12 protein-coding genes are annotated in these 16350 nt (G+C 56.4%); 10 read left to right on the top strand and 2 right to left on the bottom strand.

From position 1 onward, the window contains the following. Positions 1–22: 22 nt before the first annotated feature. From CDH48_RS07355 to prpD, 9 genes are all read left to right on the top strand, one after another. A complete protein-coding gene (locus CDH48_RS07355) occupies positions 23–289 on the top strand; it encodes a hypothetical protein (RefSeq protein ID WP_100688055.1) in 267 nt (88 codons plus the stop codon). Further along, positions 282–2372: a glucans biosynthesis glucosyltransferase MdoH gene (gene mdoH, locus CDH48_RS07360; RefSeq protein WP_100688056.1), complete on the top strand. Its 2091-nt coding sequence runs from the start codon at positions 282–284 to the stop codon at positions 2370–2372. The genes CDH48_RS07355 and mdoH overlap by 8 nt, the downstream gene beginning before the upstream one ends. A gap of 35 nt (positions 2373–2407) precedes the next feature. Next, positions 2408–3994 (top strand): glucan biosynthesis protein, encoded by a 1587-nt coding sequence (locus tag CDH48_RS07365; RefSeq protein WP_100688057.1) that lies wholly within the window; start codon positions 2408–2410, stop codon positions 3992–3994. Positions 3995–4107: 113 nt separating this feature from the next. Beyond that, positions 4108–4788 (top strand): GntR family transcriptional regulator, encoded by a 681-nt coding sequence (locus CDH48_RS07370; RefSeq protein WP_100688058.1) that lies wholly within the window; start codon positions 4108–4110, stop codon positions 4786–4788. 34 nt (positions 4789–4822) lie between these two features. Next, a complete protein-coding gene (gene prpB / locus CDH48_RS07375) occupies positions 4823–5713 on the top strand; it encodes a methylisocitrate lyase (RefSeq protein ID WP_100688059.1) in 891 nt (296 codons plus the stop codon). 70 nt (positions 5714–5783) lie between these two features. Beyond that, positions 5784–6914 carry a bifunctional 2-methylcitrate synthase/citrate synthase gene (prpC, locus tag CDH48_RS07380; protein ID WP_100688060.1) on the top strand — a complete coding sequence of 377 codons (1131 nt, stop codon included), beginning with the start codon at positions 5784–5786 and terminating at the stop codon, positions 6912–6914. A 204-nt stretch (positions 6915–7118) separates the two neighbouring features. Continuing rightward, positions 7119–9731: a Fe/S-dependent 2-methylisocitrate dehydratase AcnD gene (gene acnD / locus CDH48_RS07385; protein ID WP_100688061.1), complete on the top strand. Its 2613-nt coding sequence runs from the start codon at positions 7119–7121 to the stop codon at positions 9729–9731. 195 nt (positions 9732–9926) lie between these two features. After that, the gene (prpF, locus tag CDH48_RS07390) at positions 9927–11102 is read left to right on the top strand and encodes a 2-methylaconitate cis-trans isomerase PrpF (protein ID WP_100688062.1); all 1176 of its coding nucleotides are present in this window, start codon (positions 9927–9929) and stop codon (positions 11100–11102) included. Between the two features lie 48 nt (positions 11103–11150). Beyond that, positions 11151–12635, top strand: coding sequence for a 2-methylcitrate dehydratase (gene prpD / locus CDH48_RS07395; RefSeq protein ID WP_100688063.1), 1485 nt, complete (start codon positions 11151–11153; stop codon positions 12633–12635). A gap of 44 nt (positions 12636–12679) precedes the next feature. Here the strand turns inward: prpD and CDH48_RS07400 are convergent, their stop codons facing one another. Continuing rightward, a complete protein-coding gene (locus tag CDH48_RS07400) occupies positions 12680–13723 on the bottom strand; it encodes an ExeA family protein (protein ID WP_100688064.1) in 1044 nt (347 codons plus the stop codon). Between the two features lie 20 nt (positions 13724–13743). Further along, positions 13744–14616 carry an XrtA system polysaccharide deacetylase gene (locus tag CDH48_RS07405; RefSeq protein ID WP_100688065.1) on the bottom strand — a complete coding sequence of 291 codons (873 nt, stop codon included), beginning with the start codon at positions 14614–14616 and terminating at the stop codon, positions 13744–13746. A 318-nt stretch (positions 14617–14934) separates the two neighbouring features. On the opposite strand from CDH48_RS07405, the gene CDH48_RS07410 reads away from it, so the two are divergent. Further along, positions 14935–16341, top strand: a complete 1407-nt coding sequence (locus CDH48_RS07410; protein WP_100688066.1) for a TIGR03013 family XrtA/PEP-CTERM system glycosyltransferase — start codon at positions 14935–14937, stop codon at positions 16339–16341. Positions 16342–16350 lie beyond the last annotated feature (9 nt).

The raw sequence follows: 16350 nt of genomic DNA on the forward strand, positions 1-16350 counted from the left end.
AATAACGTGCAAGGAGACAGGCATGGAAGATATTTCCTTCCAGGATGTATTCAGCCGTTTGTACAGCTATCTGTGTGAAGCAGGTGTCGAGATGACCAGTGAGCGCTGCCGGCAAATGCTTCAGCTGATTGATGACGCTGTTGCCACGGTTGGCGAGAATACCGGGCAGGTGCTTCTTGATAACGCCATGGACCGGTTACCCGAGTATTTTGTTCTGCCGGAAGCACGGATTCCCACGCCGACACCGCCTTTATACCGGGGTAGCATCGGGTACAGCCGTAATGGATAGCACCGCTGCCCGCGCCGCCCCGGAACACCGCTGGCGAGGTATTGCCAATCTTCGCCGTGCCGTGTTGATGCTGTTTGTGTTTGGCCAGACCGCAGTGGCCTCCTATTATCTGCTCTGGGTGTTGCCATACCATGGCGGGACCGCTCTGGAACTTGGCATGCTGGTGTTGTTTGCCATTCTTTACGCCTGGATTGCCGTCGGGTTCTGGACAGCCGTGTTCGGGTTTGTGATCAGGCTAACGGGCGGTGATCGCCATTCCATGCTCAAACGCCACACAGAGGCGGAACTGCTGAAAACGCCCCTGGCAAAAACCGCTGTACTGCTGCCTATTTACCATGAACCGGTTCACTGGACCCTCAGCGGGTTGAAGGCGGTGTACCGGGACATTGAACGCACCGGGCAGATTGAGCACTTCGAGTTCTACATCCTTTCCGACAGCCGGGACCCGGACGTCTGGCTGGAGGAGCAGACGGCGTGGAGCAAGCTGGCGAAAGAACTGGGAGGTGAAGGCCGGATTTTCTATCGCCGGCGCCCGGTAAACCTGAATTACAAAAGCGGCAACGTTGCGGACTTTCTCCGCCGCTGGGGCAGGCGCAGTACCTATATGGTGGTGCTCGATGCCGACAGCCTGATGAGCGGCAGTACCATTGTTCGCATGGTGCGGTTAATGCAGCTCGAGCCTGCCGTGGGCATTCTGCAGACCAACCCCAGTATCATCAACGGGCAGTCGCTGTTTGCAAGGATTCAGCAATTTGCCAATCGTTTCTACTCTACTTTGTTTGCCACCGGGCTGGCGGCCATACAAATGGGTGATGCGGCATTCTGGGGCCATAACGCCATCCTCCGTATAGAACCTTTCATGAAGCACTGTGGCTTGCGCAAACTCCCCGGGTTCGGGATTTTTGGCGGCCCGATCATGAGCCACGATTTTGTGGAAGCCGCCTATATGGGGCGCGCCGGTTACGAAGTCTGGCTGGAGCCGGGTCTGGGGGGAAGCTACGAAGAGTCGCCGCCAACCCTGGCAGATGAACTCGCCCGCGACAGCCGCTGGGCCAAAGGCAACCTGCAGCACCTGTGGATTATGCTGCGGGAGCCAGGCCTGCGTTTTGCGCACCGGATGGCTTTTCTTAACGGCATAATGGCCTACGTGGCTTCGCCTTTGTGGCTCGGCTTTCTGATTCTTACCACCATTGAAGCGGCCAATATGACCCTGTCACCCATCGAGTATTTCCCGGAAGGGCATCAGGGCCTGTTCCCACTGTGGCCAGAGTGGCGGCCAGAGTGGGCCCTCGGCCTGGCCCTGAGTACCCTGGCGCTGCTTTTCTTTCCCAAGTTCCTGGCGATTATTGATGCGGTTATTCACCGGCTCACGAAAGACTTTGGCGGGCTGTTCCGGCTGTTCTGCAGCGTGTTGCTGGAAATCGTCATTTCGGTTCTGCTGGCGCCGGTGCGCATGTGGGCACACAGTCGTTACGTGCTCTCGGCATTATTGAATGTATCACTGCAGTGGGCGGGGCAGAACCGCACCGAGGAAACGAGTTGGAAGGAAGCGCTGATAACCCAGCTGCCGGGAATGCTGCTGGGTGCCGGTTGGTCGGCCTTTGCCTGGAGCCTGGACACCATGTTTTTCTTCTGGTCTTTGCCCGTGGCCTTGCCCCTGATTCTGGCCGCGCCTACCGCCGTGTACCTCAGCCGGAACTCGCTTGGCCAGGCGCTGAAGAATCGCCGCCTGCTGCTGATACCGGAAGAAAACAAAACCATGACACTGCTTGAAGACGCGATTCGGTTTCGTTCACGGGAGCAGACAGACTCCACCCTTACACCGCTTGAACAGGCTGTGCTCAGGCTTGATCACAACCGCCTGCACCAGGCACTGGCATGGGATCACCGCCGGGGGTCCCGCAAGGCCGAGCTGGAATCCTGTGTGGCGCGTTGCCTTGCGGAGGGGCCGGATGTTCTTTCACGCTCCGAAATGAGCCAGATTGCCCGGGACCGGGAGTCGCTCAGAGTAATGCACGAAGGCGCCTGGCGGGCACCCCCGGACAGTTTCTGGGGCCGTGCCATAGGCCGGTTAAGGTTATAGATCAGCAAACAGGCTAACAGAGGAGAACGCAGGCTATGGATCGACGAACTCTGATAAAAACCCTGATAGCAGGAGTGGGTGCCAGTGCCTTGCCCCTGGCGCCTTTGGTCTGGGCACAGGAATCGGAGCTCAGTTCCGGCGTTAATGGGAAACCATTCAGCTACGCATGGCTGAAAGGCTATGCCAGGGAACTGGCCGGCCATCCCTACATTTCCCATGAGGGCGAGCTGCCCCAGAGTTTGAAACAGCTCTCCTGGGACGACTACCAGGCAATCGGGTTCCAGGAAGATCACGCGTTATGGGCCGATAGCGACACCGCCTTCCAGGTGCAGCTTTTTCATCTGGGGTTGTATTTTCAGTCGCCAGTACAGATTCATGAGGTGGTTGATGGCAAAGCCACCATGCTTCGCTACAACCCGGATTTTTTTGATTACCAGGGTGAACAGCCCCTTGGTGACCTGCCGGGCAACCTCGGCTATGCCGGGTTTCGCCTTCATTATCAAACCAACTTTTCCCTGGACCTTGCGGCGTTTCTCGGCGCCAGTTACTTCCGCGCGGTGGGTGCGGAGATGCAATACGGCATGTCTGCCCGAGGGCTGGCGATTGATACCGCCATTGACGGCGACGAGGAATTCCCCCGCTTCAGCGCCTTCTGGCTGGAGAAACCCAAACCCGGCAGCCACGTAATGCGGGTGTGGGCGCTGCTTGATTCACCCAGTACTACAGGAGCCTATGCTTTTGTGCTGGATCCGGGTCGCAACATGGTGATGGATGTTGACGTCGCGCTCTACCCGCGCCAGGAAATCAACCGGGCCGGCATCGCTCCTTTAACCAGTATGTATCAGGTTGGTGAAAACAACCGGCGTATGGGGTACGACTGGCGCCCGGAAATTCACGATTCCGACGGCCTTGCGATGTTATCAGGCAGTGGCGAGTGGTTGTGGCGCCCCCTCGAGAACCCGGCTCATCTGCGTTTTAACAGTTTCAGCGATAACAATCCGCAAGGATTTGGCCTGCTGCAACGCGATCGCAACTTTGACCACTACCAGGACGATGGTGTTTTCTATGACCGCCGCCCAAGCGTATGGGTGCAGCCAAAAGGCGAATGGGGCAAGGGCAGTATTGATCTGGTGGAAATTCCGACGGTGGATGAAACCTTCGATAACATCGTTGCCTTCTGGCACCCCGAGGAGCCGCTGAAGCCCGGGCAGGAATATCTGTATGCCTACCGCCTGCATTGGGGTGAACGTGCGCCGGTCAGGCCGCAGGAGCTTGCCACTGTGCAGGCAACCCGAACCGGCCTGGGTGGTGTCGTTGGCCAGAAACGGGAGTATTTCTCCTGGCGATTTGCCGTGGATTTTGCCGGGGGGATGCTCGAAATGCTGGGTGACGACGCCGAAGTGGAAGCCGTTATCAGTGCCAGCCGGGGCGAGGTGGAAATAACCTCGGCACGCCCGTTGTCTGCAATCAACGGATACAGGGCGATGTTTGATCTGGTTCCGGGCGAATCAGAAGAACCCATCGATATCCGGCTGTACCTGCGCCTCGGCGACGAGCCGCTTACCGAAACCTGGGTTTACCAGTATTCACCGCCTCCCGTTTCCGAGCGCAAGCTCTACTGATGTGGTAGGAACACATCATTCCTGGATTGTTAACAATCAAAATCAGTAATTGTTGACAATATTGGGTTGAAAGCGTAGATTTCCGAAATATCGCCCAATATTGTCGACAAACCATGCTGGATACCAACGCTCAAACCTATACCCGCGCCGATGAGGCTTTTGATTGTCTGCAAACGGCCATCGTGAAGGGGGAACTTGCGCCAGGAGACAAAATCGGTGAGCTGGACCTTTGTTCGCGTTTTGAACTCACCCGCGGCCCGCTTCGGGAAGCACTTGGCCGGCTTGAGTCCCGCGGGCTTCTGGTGCGCAGGCCTCATGCAGGTGTAAAGGTTGTATCGTTAAGTGCAGCAGAACTGGTTGAGTTGTATCGCATACGCGAAGTCATGGAAGGCCTGGCAGCTCGCCAGGCGGCCGAACGCATGACCGATCAGGAAATTGCGGACCTTCAGGCCACTCTGGATGGCCACGAAACCATGATCGAAGAAGCCCATGGGCAGGCCTATTACCAGGCTGAAGGGGATTACGATTTTCACCACCGCATTACCACCGGCAGCCGCAATACCAAACTGGCCCAGATGCTGTTAGGGGATCTTTACTATATGGTGCGAATGTACCGCTATCGGCTGAGCACCTCCGCCGGTCGCCCCCATCGCGCCCTCGGCGAACACCGCCGGATTGTGGAAGCCATTGCCCAGCGTGATGGTGAACTCGCAGAATTTCTGATGAAAAGGCACATCAACGCTGCCCGCGAAAACATTGAGAAAAAAATAAAGGAAGGCGTTTTAACTATCTGAATTCATTTGCTATCTGAAAAGAGAGGAAAATAACATGTCCAGCAAGCTCTCCCCGGGCGCCCGTTTCCGTAAAGCCCTCAAAGACAACAAGCCCCTGCAGATTGTGGGAACAATCAACGCCTACGCCGCCATGATGGCGGAAAAAGTCGGGCACCAGGCGATCTACCTTTCCGGCGGCGGCGTGGCAAACGCCTCCTATGGCCTGCCGGATCTGGGCATGACCAGCATGAACGATGTGGTGGAAGACGTGCGCCGCATCACCGCAGCAACCGACCTGCCGTTGCTGGTGGATATCGACACAGGCTGGGGTGGGGCGTTCAATATTGCCCGCACCATCCGGGAAATGGAGCGTGCCGGCGCTGCGGCCGTGCACATTGAGGACCAGGTAGCCCAGAAGCGCTGCGGGCACCGCCCCAACAAGGAAATTGTCTCCAAAGAGGAAATGGTTGATCGCATCAAAGCCGCCGTAGACGCCCGGGAAGACAAAGACTTCTTCATCATGGCCCGCACCGACGCCTTCCAGAAAGAAGGCCTGGAAGCGGCCATTGATCGCGCCAAAGCCTGCATCGAAGCCGGCGCAGATGGTATTTTTGCGGAAGCGGTTACCGAGCTGGAGCACTACAAGGCATTTTCTGAAGCTCTGGGTGACATACCCATTCTGGCGAATATCACCGAATTTGGCGCGACGCCGCTTTATAACCGTAAAGAACTGGGTGAAGCCGGAGCCGCCATGGTGCTGTACCCGCTGAGCGCATTCCGGGCCATGAACAAAGCCGCGGTAACCGTGTACCAGAACATTCTGGAGAAAGGTGATCAGAAAGACGTAGTTGATCTGATGCAGACTCGTATGGAACTCTACGATTACCTGAACTACCACGATTTCGAACAGAAGCTGGACCAGTTGTTCCAGCAGTCCAAAAGCTGATATCCGAGTGTTGAGTCATCGGGTTCCCGAACGAAACCCGATCAATCATAAATCATAAAGGGAGAGCACCATGGCTGAAGCAAAAAAAACAGGTGGCGCAGGCCTTCGCGGGCAGGTTGCTGGTGAAACCGCACTGTGCACCGTTGGTAAAACCGGAACCGGCCTGACCTATCGCGGTTACGACGTCAGTGACCTGGCAGACAACGCCCAGTTTGAAGAAGTAGCCTACCTGCTACTGCGCGGCAAACTGCCGAACCAGCAGGAACTGGATGCCTACAAGAAGAAACTGCAAAGCCTTCGCGGGCTGCCTGCCCCCCTGAAAGCGGTTCTAGAACAGATTCCCAAAGACGCTCACCCCATGGATGTAATGCGTACCGGCTGCTCCATGCTGGGCAACCTGGAAACCGAAGAGGACTTCAGCCAGCAGGACGATAAAATCGACCGCATGCTGGCCCTGTTTCCCTCCATCATCACCTACTGGTACCGCTTCGCCCACGAAGGCGTACGCATTGAAACAGACAGTGATGTGGACTCCATTGGCGGCCACTTCCTCGAACTGCTGCACGGTAAAAAGCCCAGCGAACTGCACGAACGGGTAATGAACGTATCCCTGATTCTATACGCCGAGCACGAATTCAACGCCTCCACCTTCACCGCCCGCGTGTGCGCATCCACACTCTCTGACATCCACAGCTGCGTAACCGGCGCCATCGGAACCCTCCGCGGCCCGCTGCACGGCGGTGCCAACGAAGCAGCCATGGAGCTGATTCAGAGATTCAAAACGCCAGAAGAAGCCGAAGAAGGCCTGATGGGCATGCTGGCGCGCAAGGAAAAGATCATGGGCTTCGGCCACGCGGTTTATACCGAGTCGGATCCCCGCAACGTGATCATCAAGAAGTGGTCGGAAAAACTGGCCAAGGAAGTAGGTGATACGGTGCTCTACCCGGTATCCGTGCGCTGTGAAGAAGTCATGTGGCGTGAGAAAAAACTGTTCTGCAACGCCGACTTCTTCCATGCATCTACGTACCACTTCATGGGCATTCCGACTGAACTCTTCACCCCAATCTTCGTCATGTCCCGCGTTTCCGGCTGGACGGCGCATGTGAAAGAGCAGCGTGCCAATAACCGGATTATCCGCCCGAGCGCGGATTACACCGGGCCGGAGCATGCTGAGTGGCTGCCGATTGAGAAGCGGGCGTGATGTGAGTTGAGAGGAAGCCTTTGCTTCCCCCCCCTCTCCCCAACCCCTCTCCCGCGAGGGGAGAGGGGCTAAAGATTCCCGCGAGGGAACAAAGCATCCAGCCCACTCTCACTCCCGGAATGGCGATCTTGTCTCCCCTCTCCCCTCGCGGGAGAGGGGCCGGGGGAGAGGGGGAGCCACCATATTCCAATCAAGAGAATTCAAATGAACACCAACTACCGCAAACCCCTGCCAGGCACCGACCTGGACTATTTCGACACCCGCCAGGCCGTAGAAGACATTCAGCCCGGCGCCTACGACAAACTCCCATACACCTCCAGAATCCTGGCGGAACAGCTGGTTCGCCGCTGCGATCCGGACGCACTCACCGATTCCCTCAAGCAGCTCATCGAGCGCAAGCGGGATCTCGACTTCCCCTGGTATCCGGCCCGCGTAGTCTGCCACGACATCCTGGGCCAGACCGCACTGGTGGATCTCGCCGGCCTGCGCGATGCCATTGCCGAGAAGGGCGGTGATCCCGCCAAAGTAAACCCGGTGGTGCCCACCCAATTGATTGTGGACCACTCCCTGGCGGTGGAGCACGCCGGCTTTGAGAAAGACGCCTTCGAGAAAAACCGCGCCATCGAAGACCGCCGCAACGACGACCGCTTCCACTTCATCAACTGGACCAAAAAAGCGTTCAAGAACGTGGATGTGATTCCCCCGGGCAACGGCATCATGCACCAGATCAACCTGGAGAAAATGTCTCCGGTGATCCAGGCGCGCCCGGATGGTGAAGGCAAGAAGGTCGCTTTCCCCGATACCTGCGTAGGTACCGACAGCCACACGCCCATGGTGGATGCCCTGGGCGTTATCTCCGTAGGCGTTGGTGGCCTGGAAGCGGAGAGCGTGATGCTGGGCCGTGCCTCCATGATGCGCCTGCCGGATATCGTGGGTGTTGAGCTCACCGGTAAACTGCAGCCAGGCATCACCAGTACCGATATGGTTTTGGCCCTGACCGAGTTCCTGCGCCGAGAGCGTGTGGTAGGGGCCTATCTTGAATTCTTTGGCGAAGGCGCAGACAGTCTCACCATCGGCGACCGTGCCACCATCTCCAACATGACACCGGAATACGGCGCCACAGCTGCAATGTTCTACATCGACGGCCAGACCATCGACTACCTCAAACTCACCGGCCGTGAAGACGAGCAGGTGGCACTGGTAGAGAAATACGCCAAGCACACCGGCCTCTGGGCAGATGCCCTGAAAACCGCCGAGTACGAGCGCATTCTGAAGTTTGATCTTTCCACCGTTGTACGCACCCTGGCTGGCCCGTCCAACCCCCATGCTCACCTGCCAACCTCTGAGCTTGCCTCAAGGGGTATTGCCAGTGAGTGGGAGCAGGAAGAAGGCAAAATGCCGGATGGCGCGGTAATCATCGCTGCCATCACCAGCTGCACCAACACCAGTAACCCCCGTAACATGGTGGCCGCTGGTTTGATTGCCCGTAACGCCAATAAGCTGGGCCTCACCCGCAAGCCCTGGGTGAAAACCTCCCTGGCACCGGGCTCCAAAACTGTTGAGATGTACCTGAACGATGCCAAGCTGTTACCAGAGCTGGAAGACCTCGGCTTTGGCGTGGTCGGCTTTGCCTGCACCACCTGTAACGGTATGAGCGGTGCACTGGATCCTGAAATCCAGAGAGAAGTGGTTGAGCGGGATTTGTACTCAACAGCGGTGCTCTCCGGTAACCGTAACTTCGATGGCCGGATTCATCCCTACGCCAAACAGGCGTTTCTGGCCTCTCCGCCGCTGGTGGTGGCTTACGCCATTGCCGGAACCATCCGCTTCGACATCGAAAAAGACGCCCTAGGCTACGATAAGGACGGCAACCCCGTAACCTTGAAGGACATCTGGCCGGATGATGCAGAAATCGACGCCATCGTGAAAGAATCGGTGAAGCCGGAACAGTTCCGCAGCACCTACATCCCGATGTTCGACGTAACCCAGGAATCCCACGCCAACGTCAGCCCCTTGTACGACTGGCGCCCAATGAGCACCTACATCCGCCGCCCGCCATACTGGGAAGGCAGCATGGTAGGGGAGAAGGCTCTCAAAGGGATGCGCCCGCTGGCGGTGTTGCCGGATAACATCACCACCGACCACCTTTCACCCTCCAACGCGATTCTGATGAACAGCGCTGCCGGTGAATACCTGCACAAAATGGGCGTGCCGGAAGTGGACTTCAACTCCTACGCCACTCACCGTGGTGACCACCTGACCGCACAAAGGGCAACCCTGGCCAACCCGAAACTGTTCAACGAAATGGTTCTGGATGAAAACGGCAAAGTGAAGCAGGGCTCTCTGGCCCGCATCGAGCCGGAAGGCAAGGTCACCCGCATGTGGGAAGCCATAGAGACCTACATGGAGCGCAAACAGCCGCTGATCATCATCGCCGGCGCTGACTACGGCCAGGGTTCCTCCCGCGACTGGGCGGCAAAGGGTGTGGCGCTCGCCGGTGTTGAAGCCATTGTTGCCGAAGGCTTTGAGCGCATCCACCGGACCAACCTGGTGGGTATGGGTGTTATGCCTTTGCAGTTTGAAGAAGGCACAACCCGCAAGACCCTGAAGATTGACGGTACAGAAACCTTTGATGTGGAAGGTAAGCCCGAGCCGGGTGCCACGCTGACTCTGGTTATCAACCGCAAAGATGGCAGTTCGCAGAGAGTGCCTGTTATCTGCAGGCTGGATACGGCTGAGGAGTTGTCGATTTACTCTGCAGGTGGTGTGTTGCAGCGGTTTGCTGAGGATTTCCTTCAATCGGAAGGAGCGGCTTGAAGGAGCTGCCACTGGATGTGGCAGGTTCTTTTACCCCCTCTCCCCCGGCCCCTCTCCCGCGAGGGGAGAGGGGAGCTTGACTCCCAAACCTGAGAGCAGCGCAGTAAAGCCCCTCTCCCCCGGCGGGAGAGGGGTTGGGGAGAGGGGGCGAGGACAACCCCCAACCCCAAAACCAAACACCAAAGGTAACCCCACATGCCCCACAAGCCCCAAATAAAAATCCCCGCCACCTACATGCGTGGCGGCACCAGCAAAGGCGTGTTCTTCCGCCTGGAAGATCTCCCCGAAAAAGCCCGGACCCCGGGCCCGGCGAGGGATGCCATTCTGTTGCGCGTAATCGGCAGCCCGGACCCCTACCAGAAGCACACAGACGGCATGGGCGGCGCCACATCCAGCACCAGTAAAACGGTCATCCTGGCCAAGCCTACCCAGCCGGATCACGATGTGGATTACCTGTTCGGGCAGGTGAGCATCGATAAGCCTTTCGTAGACTGGAGCGGCAACTGCGGCAACCTCACAGCCGCGGTAGGTGCCTTTGCCATTAACAGCGGTTTTGTTGCCAAAGACCGCATCCCGGAGAACGGCACGGCGGTTGTGCGTATCTGGCAGGCCAATATCGGCAAAACCATCATCGCCAATGTGCCCATCACCAACGGTGAAGTGCAGGAAACCGGCGACTTTGAGCTGGACGGCGTTACATTTCCTGCCGCCGAGGTGAAGGTTGAATTCATGGACCCAGCAGACGGCGAAGGTTCCATGTTTCCCACCGGCAATCTGGTGGATGAACTGGACGTGCCCGGCGTTGGTACCCTGAAGGCCACCATGATCAATGCCGGTATTCCCACCGTGTTCATCAATGCAGAGGCAATCGGTTACACGGGCACGGAGCTGCAGGATGATATCAACAGCAATCCCGAAGCACTGGCGATGTTTGAAACCATCCGTGCCCAGGGCGCGGTAAAAATGGGTCTGATCCAGAACATTGAAGAGGCCGCCGCCCGGCAGCACACACCAAAAGTTGCTTTCGTAGCGCCGCCGGCGGACTACACTGCATCCAGTGGCAAAAATATCAACGCGGGCGATATTGATGTGCTGGTGCGCGCTTTGTCCATGGGCAAACTGCACCACGCCATGATGGGCACGGCGGCCGTGGCCATTGCTACGGCGGCAGCCATTCCCGGAACGTTGGTAAATCTGGCAGCGGGCGGTGGCGATCGCACTTCAGTGACTTTCGGCCATCCCTCAGGCACTCTGCAGGTAGGCGCGGAAGCAAAAGAAGTGAACGGCCAGTGGACTGCCACCAAAGCCATCATGAGCCGAAGCGCGCGCATTCTGATGGAGGGCTGGGTTCGCATACCGGATGAGGCCTGAACCTCGAAGCACAAACATCACCACATGAGCCCCGAAAGGAGGAGCGATATGTCTGCAACATTCGATCTCAACGAGCGACCCGATTACGACGACGTTCTGCAGCGGATTGCAGACTACGTTCTGACCTATCGGGTGAAGAGCAAGGAAGCCTGGAATACCGCGCGCCTCTGCCTGATGGACACCCTGGGCTGCGGGTTGCTGGCACTTCGCTTTCCGGAATGCACCAAGCATCTCGGGCCGATTGTGGAGGGAACAGTTGTTCCCCACGGTGCGCGGGTTCCCGGTACGTCGTTCCGCCTTGACCCCGTCAAGGCTGCCTGGGATATCGGCTGCATCGTGCGTTGGCTGGATTATAACGACACTTGGCTGGCCGCAGAGTGGGGGCACCCTTCGGATAACCTGGGCGGGATTCTCGCGGTGGCAGACCACCTGTCCCAGAAACGCGTTGCACAGGGAAAGGAACCGCTCACCATGCGCGAAGTTCTGGAAGCCATGATCATGGCGCACGAAATCCAGGGTGTGCTCGCCCTGGAGAACTCCTTCAACCGGGTAGGGCTGGACCACGTGATACTGGTGAAGGTCGCTTCCACCGCGGTCACCGCCAAGCTAATGGGCGCCAACCGCGAGCAGTTGCTTTCAGCACTCTCTCACGCCTGGGTAGACGGACAGGCCCTGCGAACTTACCGCCACGCACCAAACGCCGGCTCCCGTAAATCCTGGGCTGCTGGTGATGCCACATCCCGGGCGGTTCGCCTCGCGGATATTGCCATGCGTGGAGAAATGGGCATTCCAAGCGCGCTGACCGCTCCGCAGTGGGGGTTCTACGATGTGCTTTTCAGTAAAACCAACAAAGACCAGGCCCTCAAGCCCGAGGATAAACGCAAGTTCTCATTACCCCAGGACTTCGGTTCCTACGTAATGGAAAACATTCTGTTCAAGATTTCCTTCCCGGCGGAGTTTCATGCCCAGACGGCCGCTGAAGCGGCGGTAACGCTTCATCCCCAGGTAAAAGACCGGCTGGACGAGATCGACCGAATCGTTATCACCACACACGAGTCGGCGATTCGTATTATTTCCAAAAAAGGCAAGCTGGCGAATGCGGCGGACCGGGATCACTGCCTGCAGTACATGGCCGCAGTACCACTGATTTTCGGTAACCTCAACGCCGAGCACTACGAAGACAGCTTCCACGAGGCCAATCCGCTCATAGACAGGCTGCGGGAAAAGATGGAAATCGTGGAAGACGAGCGCTACACCCGGGAATATCTGGAACCGGACAAGCGCTCCATCGCTAACGCCATTCAGGTGTTTTTCACAGACGGCTCCAGCACCGACAAGGTTGAGGTTGAATATCCCGTCGGCCACCGCAGGCGCCGGAAAGAGGGGATCCCGCTGTTGGAAGAAAAATTCAAGGCCAATGTTGCTACTCGTTTTGTCGGGCAGCGATGCCAGGAAATATTTGACCTGTGTAATAATCAGCGGGCACTTGAGAAAACATCGGCTGATGAGTTCTCAAGGTTGTTTATGATATAGCAGGGCGGTCACTGCTTAAACGGGTTTGCAGTGGCCAGAAAGCATCACTTGCGACCGGGCGACAACGGTTTGACGTTGTCAGGCGCCCCGATATTTTCCCTGCGGGAAGACTGCTCGTCCGGGAAAATCGACGCCAGCCGGTTGTCAATTCGCTCCAGCGCTTCCGCCATGCGCAGAAGCGCAGTGGTTGCGCCCGTGAGATCGCCCATGTTGTATCCGGCATGCCCCGGGCCTGGATGTTCCTGCTTCGTAAGCTCGGTGCTTTTAGGCGCTTTTTCCGGCAGCACATCCCCCAGCAAATCCTTGCGAATGGATTTGAGATCATGGGGGTCGATGAACGGTCTGTCTTCGGAGTATGCGCACATCATCATCCCGTCACACAGCTTATTGACCAGTCGCGGAATGCCTTTGCTCAGCTTGTGGATTTCGCGAACGGTGCCACTATCAAAAAGCTTGTTGCCGCCGCCATGGCCGGAAACCAGAAGCCGGTAGTCAATATACTCAGTTGTTTCAGCAAGGGTCAGACCTTCCAGATGGAAGAAAAGCTTCACCCGCTGAGCAAGCTGGGGAATATCCAGTACCGCCTGTTTCAGCTCCGGCTGTCCAAGCAGGATCACCCGCATTGACGGCCCGCCCATGCTTTCCATGCCAGTCAGCATACGGATGTCTTCAAGATTCTCCCGGGTAAGGTTCTGCGCTTCATCAATGGTTAACACCACCGGGGTGCCTGCCGTGGCCATTTTTTCCAGGTAATCGGTAATCTGAAAGAGCATTGCAACTTTGCTCTCGTCCTCCACCTTTATCCCCGCCTTGCGAAGAATCAGGCTGAAGAGATCCCTGGATTCCAGATTGGTGTAAGAAATATTGAGCAGTTTCAGATTGCTGTCGAGGTTACGAATGGTCTTCTTCAGCAGGGTTGTCTTGCCGGAACCAATTTCACCGCTGATAACCACAAAGCCTTCAGAGCTCCAGATCGCCGAAGACATGTACACGTAAGCCCGGGAATGCTGCTGGCTCATGTAAATAAAGTCGTCTTCCGGTGTAATGCGGAAGGGATGTCTGTGGAGACCGAAAAATTCCAGATACATATTCAGTTCCTGTCCCCGAATCAGGCAAGGCGGATCATCTGATCGCTGCGCAGCAGGGTTTTGTCTGGTTCATAGGCATTATAGCTTTCGCTCACGGTTCCGAACCGGAAATCCCCAAGCAATCGCTCAAGGCGATCGTGGCACTGATGCAGATTAGTATAATGCCGGAAGCGTGAGAACCAGCTTGCGTTATTGTAACGTGGTTGCTCCGGGTCTATCTCCCAGGGGTGCAGATAAAACATCTGGGGTTTCGCGCCAAAGCCGGAGGCGTTGCGAAACAGGTAACGAAATACCGGATAGGGAAACTGGCGGAAATAACCGCCCCCGGCTGCCGGTATGGAAAGCCCCATTATATGGGCGGTGGTCAGCGGAAATTCCCGGATAATGGCGCCACTGGCGGTTTCGATGGAGTAGGGCGCCGACGGCGAGCCGGGGATACCGTAACGGTCATGACGCACGGGGAATATGCTCGAATCCCAGGTAAAGCCTGCATCACTCAGTATGTCCAGTGCCCAAAGCGACTTCCGGGTAATGGAGTAACTTGCAGCGCGGTAGCCTTCTACGGCTTTACCGGTGATGTCTTCCAGCAGCGCCTTGGAACGAAGTGTTTCTTCCCGGAAAACCTCCTGAGTCTGGTTGTAGATCAGCTGGTGACTGTATCCGTGGGAGGCAATCTCGTGCCCGTGATCGGACAACTTGCGGATAAGAGCCGGAAATCTCTCGGCTACCCATCCGAGCACAAAGAAGGTAGCCTTTACGTGATGCTTGTCAAACAGCGCGAGCAGGCGTTCCGTATTCTGCTCCACCCTGGACGGCAATGTGTCCCACTGCTCTGGCCGTATGACGCCGGAAAGCGCAGCAACGTGGAAGTAGTCTTCTACGTCTATGCTCATGGCGTGTAAGGGTGAGGATGTTTCCTTTCCAGGCACGGGCTCTCCTTTCCATGCATAACGAAGAACCTGATTCTCGCTTACTGACCGTGTAAATACAATTCTGGATGCGAGTAGTTCCGCTTCGCGAGAGAAACTGTGTAAAATTCAGCAGGTGAAAGATACAATGAGTTGAGATTAGAGTCTGGTCAGCGCAGAATGGACCGCTCGAAAAAAGAACCGGTGGTAAGAAGATCGGTCCTTGTCAGATTGAGCGTTTGTCGCCGGAAAACTGATGTTGGTCTGTTGCAAGGCGTTGTGCAGTCAACAAGGAAGTTCAGTGTGTCTTATATACGGTTTCGAAAGCATTATCTTCATATCCCCTATCTGGTGCTTGCAGCGCTGGAATTCCTCGCCCTGTACGCAATTTTCTCCTTGCTCTCACCACTGCTCTCAATAGCGGGTGTCGGTTATCCGTCGGTTGATACGAACGCTATGTCAGCAAACCTCTTCGCACTGATCCTGAGCTGTGGAACGCTTGCCATGGGTGGTTACCTTGCTATGGTTCATGAAAGCGTTTCCGCACTGTTTTTCCGCACCTTGGTTGCTTACTGTTTCGTGGGGGGGATTGGGCTAAAATTACTCTACCTGGTGGTTCCAACGGCAGATCCTGGCAGCACGAACCTGTTCTGGGCCGTTATTGTCGCATCGTTCGTAGTGATTGTGCTGCGCCTGGCATTCCTCCGTATAGTGGATTCAGAGCAGTTGGTGCGCCGCGTAGTTGTGCTGGGTGACGGCAGTTTCGCCGCCAGCTTATTGGACGAATACGAGCACAACATGTGCGCACTGGGTGTGCGAATCATAGGGTGCATTGCCGACAGCCCCAATGGCACTGTCGCAGCTGATAAATTGCTTCCCAAGCCCGAAGATTTTTATAAGTTTTGCCGGCAGAACCGGGTTTCGGAGATTGTTATAGCGCAACAGGAACGGCGTCGAAATGAAGGTGGCTGGCTTCCGGTACCGCAACTGATGGAATGCAAGTTACGTGGAATTGCCATAACCAATGGTATCGATTTTTATGAGCGCGAGTTGAAGAAAGCCAAGCTGGATATGGTTCACCCGTCGTGGATTGTGTTTTCGGAGGGGTTCAAAGCCTCCAAAACCCGCGACTTCGCAAAACGCTCTCTGGATTTGTTCATCAGCCTCACGTTATTGGCAGTTACGCTCCCGTTTATTATCCTGACGGCTATTGCGGTGTTTCTGGAAACGGGGCGGCCTATACTGTATAGCCAGACTCGAGTCGGGATGCTGGGTAAGGAGTTTCGAATCTACAAGTTTCGCAGCATGCGCCAGGATGCAGAGAAAGACGGCAAAGCGCGCTGGGCTTCGGCTAACGATGACCGGGTTACCCGGGTTGGAGCATTTATACGCAACACGCGCCTGGACGAACTGCCGCAGCTCTATAATGTGATCAAAGGCGAAATGAGCATCGTCGGGCCGCGCCCGGAAAGGCCCGAGTTTGTCTCGGAACTGAAAGACAAAGTTCCGTTTTATGATACCCGGCATTATGTAAAACCTGGCTTAATGGGCTGGGCACAACTTAAATACCCTTACGGCGCATCGGTTGAAGACGCCCGGGGCAAGCTGGAGTACGATCTATACTACTCCAAGAATCACAGCCTTTTAATGGATTTTCTGATCATGATCCAGACAGTGGAAGTAATCCTTCTGGGTAAAGGCGTCCGATAATAAACAGAC

Origin of the sequence: Marinobacter aromaticivorans (assembly GCF_002806975.1) — a bacterium.
In the GTDB taxonomy this organism is placed as follows: Bacteria; Pseudomonadota; Gammaproteobacteria; order Pseudomonadales; family Oleiphilaceae; genus Marinobacter; species Marinobacter aromaticivorans.

Bases quoted from the DNA above. Each gene is read 5' to 3' on its own strand.
- CDH48_RS07365 (WP_100688057.1), top strand. From the start codon at position 2,408: ATGGATCGACGAACTCTGATAAAAACCCTGATAGCAGGAGTGGGTGCC.
- prpC (WP_100688060.1), top strand. From the start codon at position 5,784: ATGGCTGAAGCAAAAAAAACAGGTGGCGCAGGCCTTCGCGGGCAGGTT.
- prpD (WP_100688063.1), top strand. From the start codon at position 11,151: ATGTCTGCAACATTCGATCTCAACGAGCGACCCGATTACGACGACGTT.
- CDH48_RS07355 (WP_100688055.1), top strand. From the start codon at position 23: ATGGAAGATATTTCCTTCCAGGATGTATTCAGCCGTTTGTACAGCTAT.
- CDH48_RS07400 (WP_100688064.1), bottom strand. From the start codon at position 13,723: ATGTATCTGGAATTTTTCGGTCTCCACAGACATCCCTTCCGCATTACA.
- acnD (WP_100688061.1), top strand. From the start codon at position 7,119: ATGAACACCAACTACCGCAAACCCCTGCCAGGCACCGACCTGGACTAT.
- mdoH (WP_100688056.1), top strand. From the start codon at position 282: ATGGATAGCACCGCTGCCCGCGCCGCCCCGGAACACCGCTGGCGAGGT.
- CDH48_RS07370 (WP_100688058.1), top strand. From the start codon at position 4,108: ATGCTGGATACCAACGCTCAAACCTATACCCGCGCCGATGAGGCTTTT.
- prpB (WP_100688059.1), top strand. From the start codon at position 4,823: ATGTCCAGCAAGCTCTCCCCGGGCGCCCGTTTCCGTAAAGCCCTCAAA.
- CDH48_RS07405 (WP_100688065.1), bottom strand. From the start codon at position 14,616: ATGAGCATAGACGTAGAAGACTACTTCCACGTTGCTGCGCTTTCCGGC.
- prpF (WP_100688062.1), top strand. From the start codon at position 9,927: ATGCCCCACAAGCCCCAAATAAAAATCCCCGCCACCTACATGCGTGGC.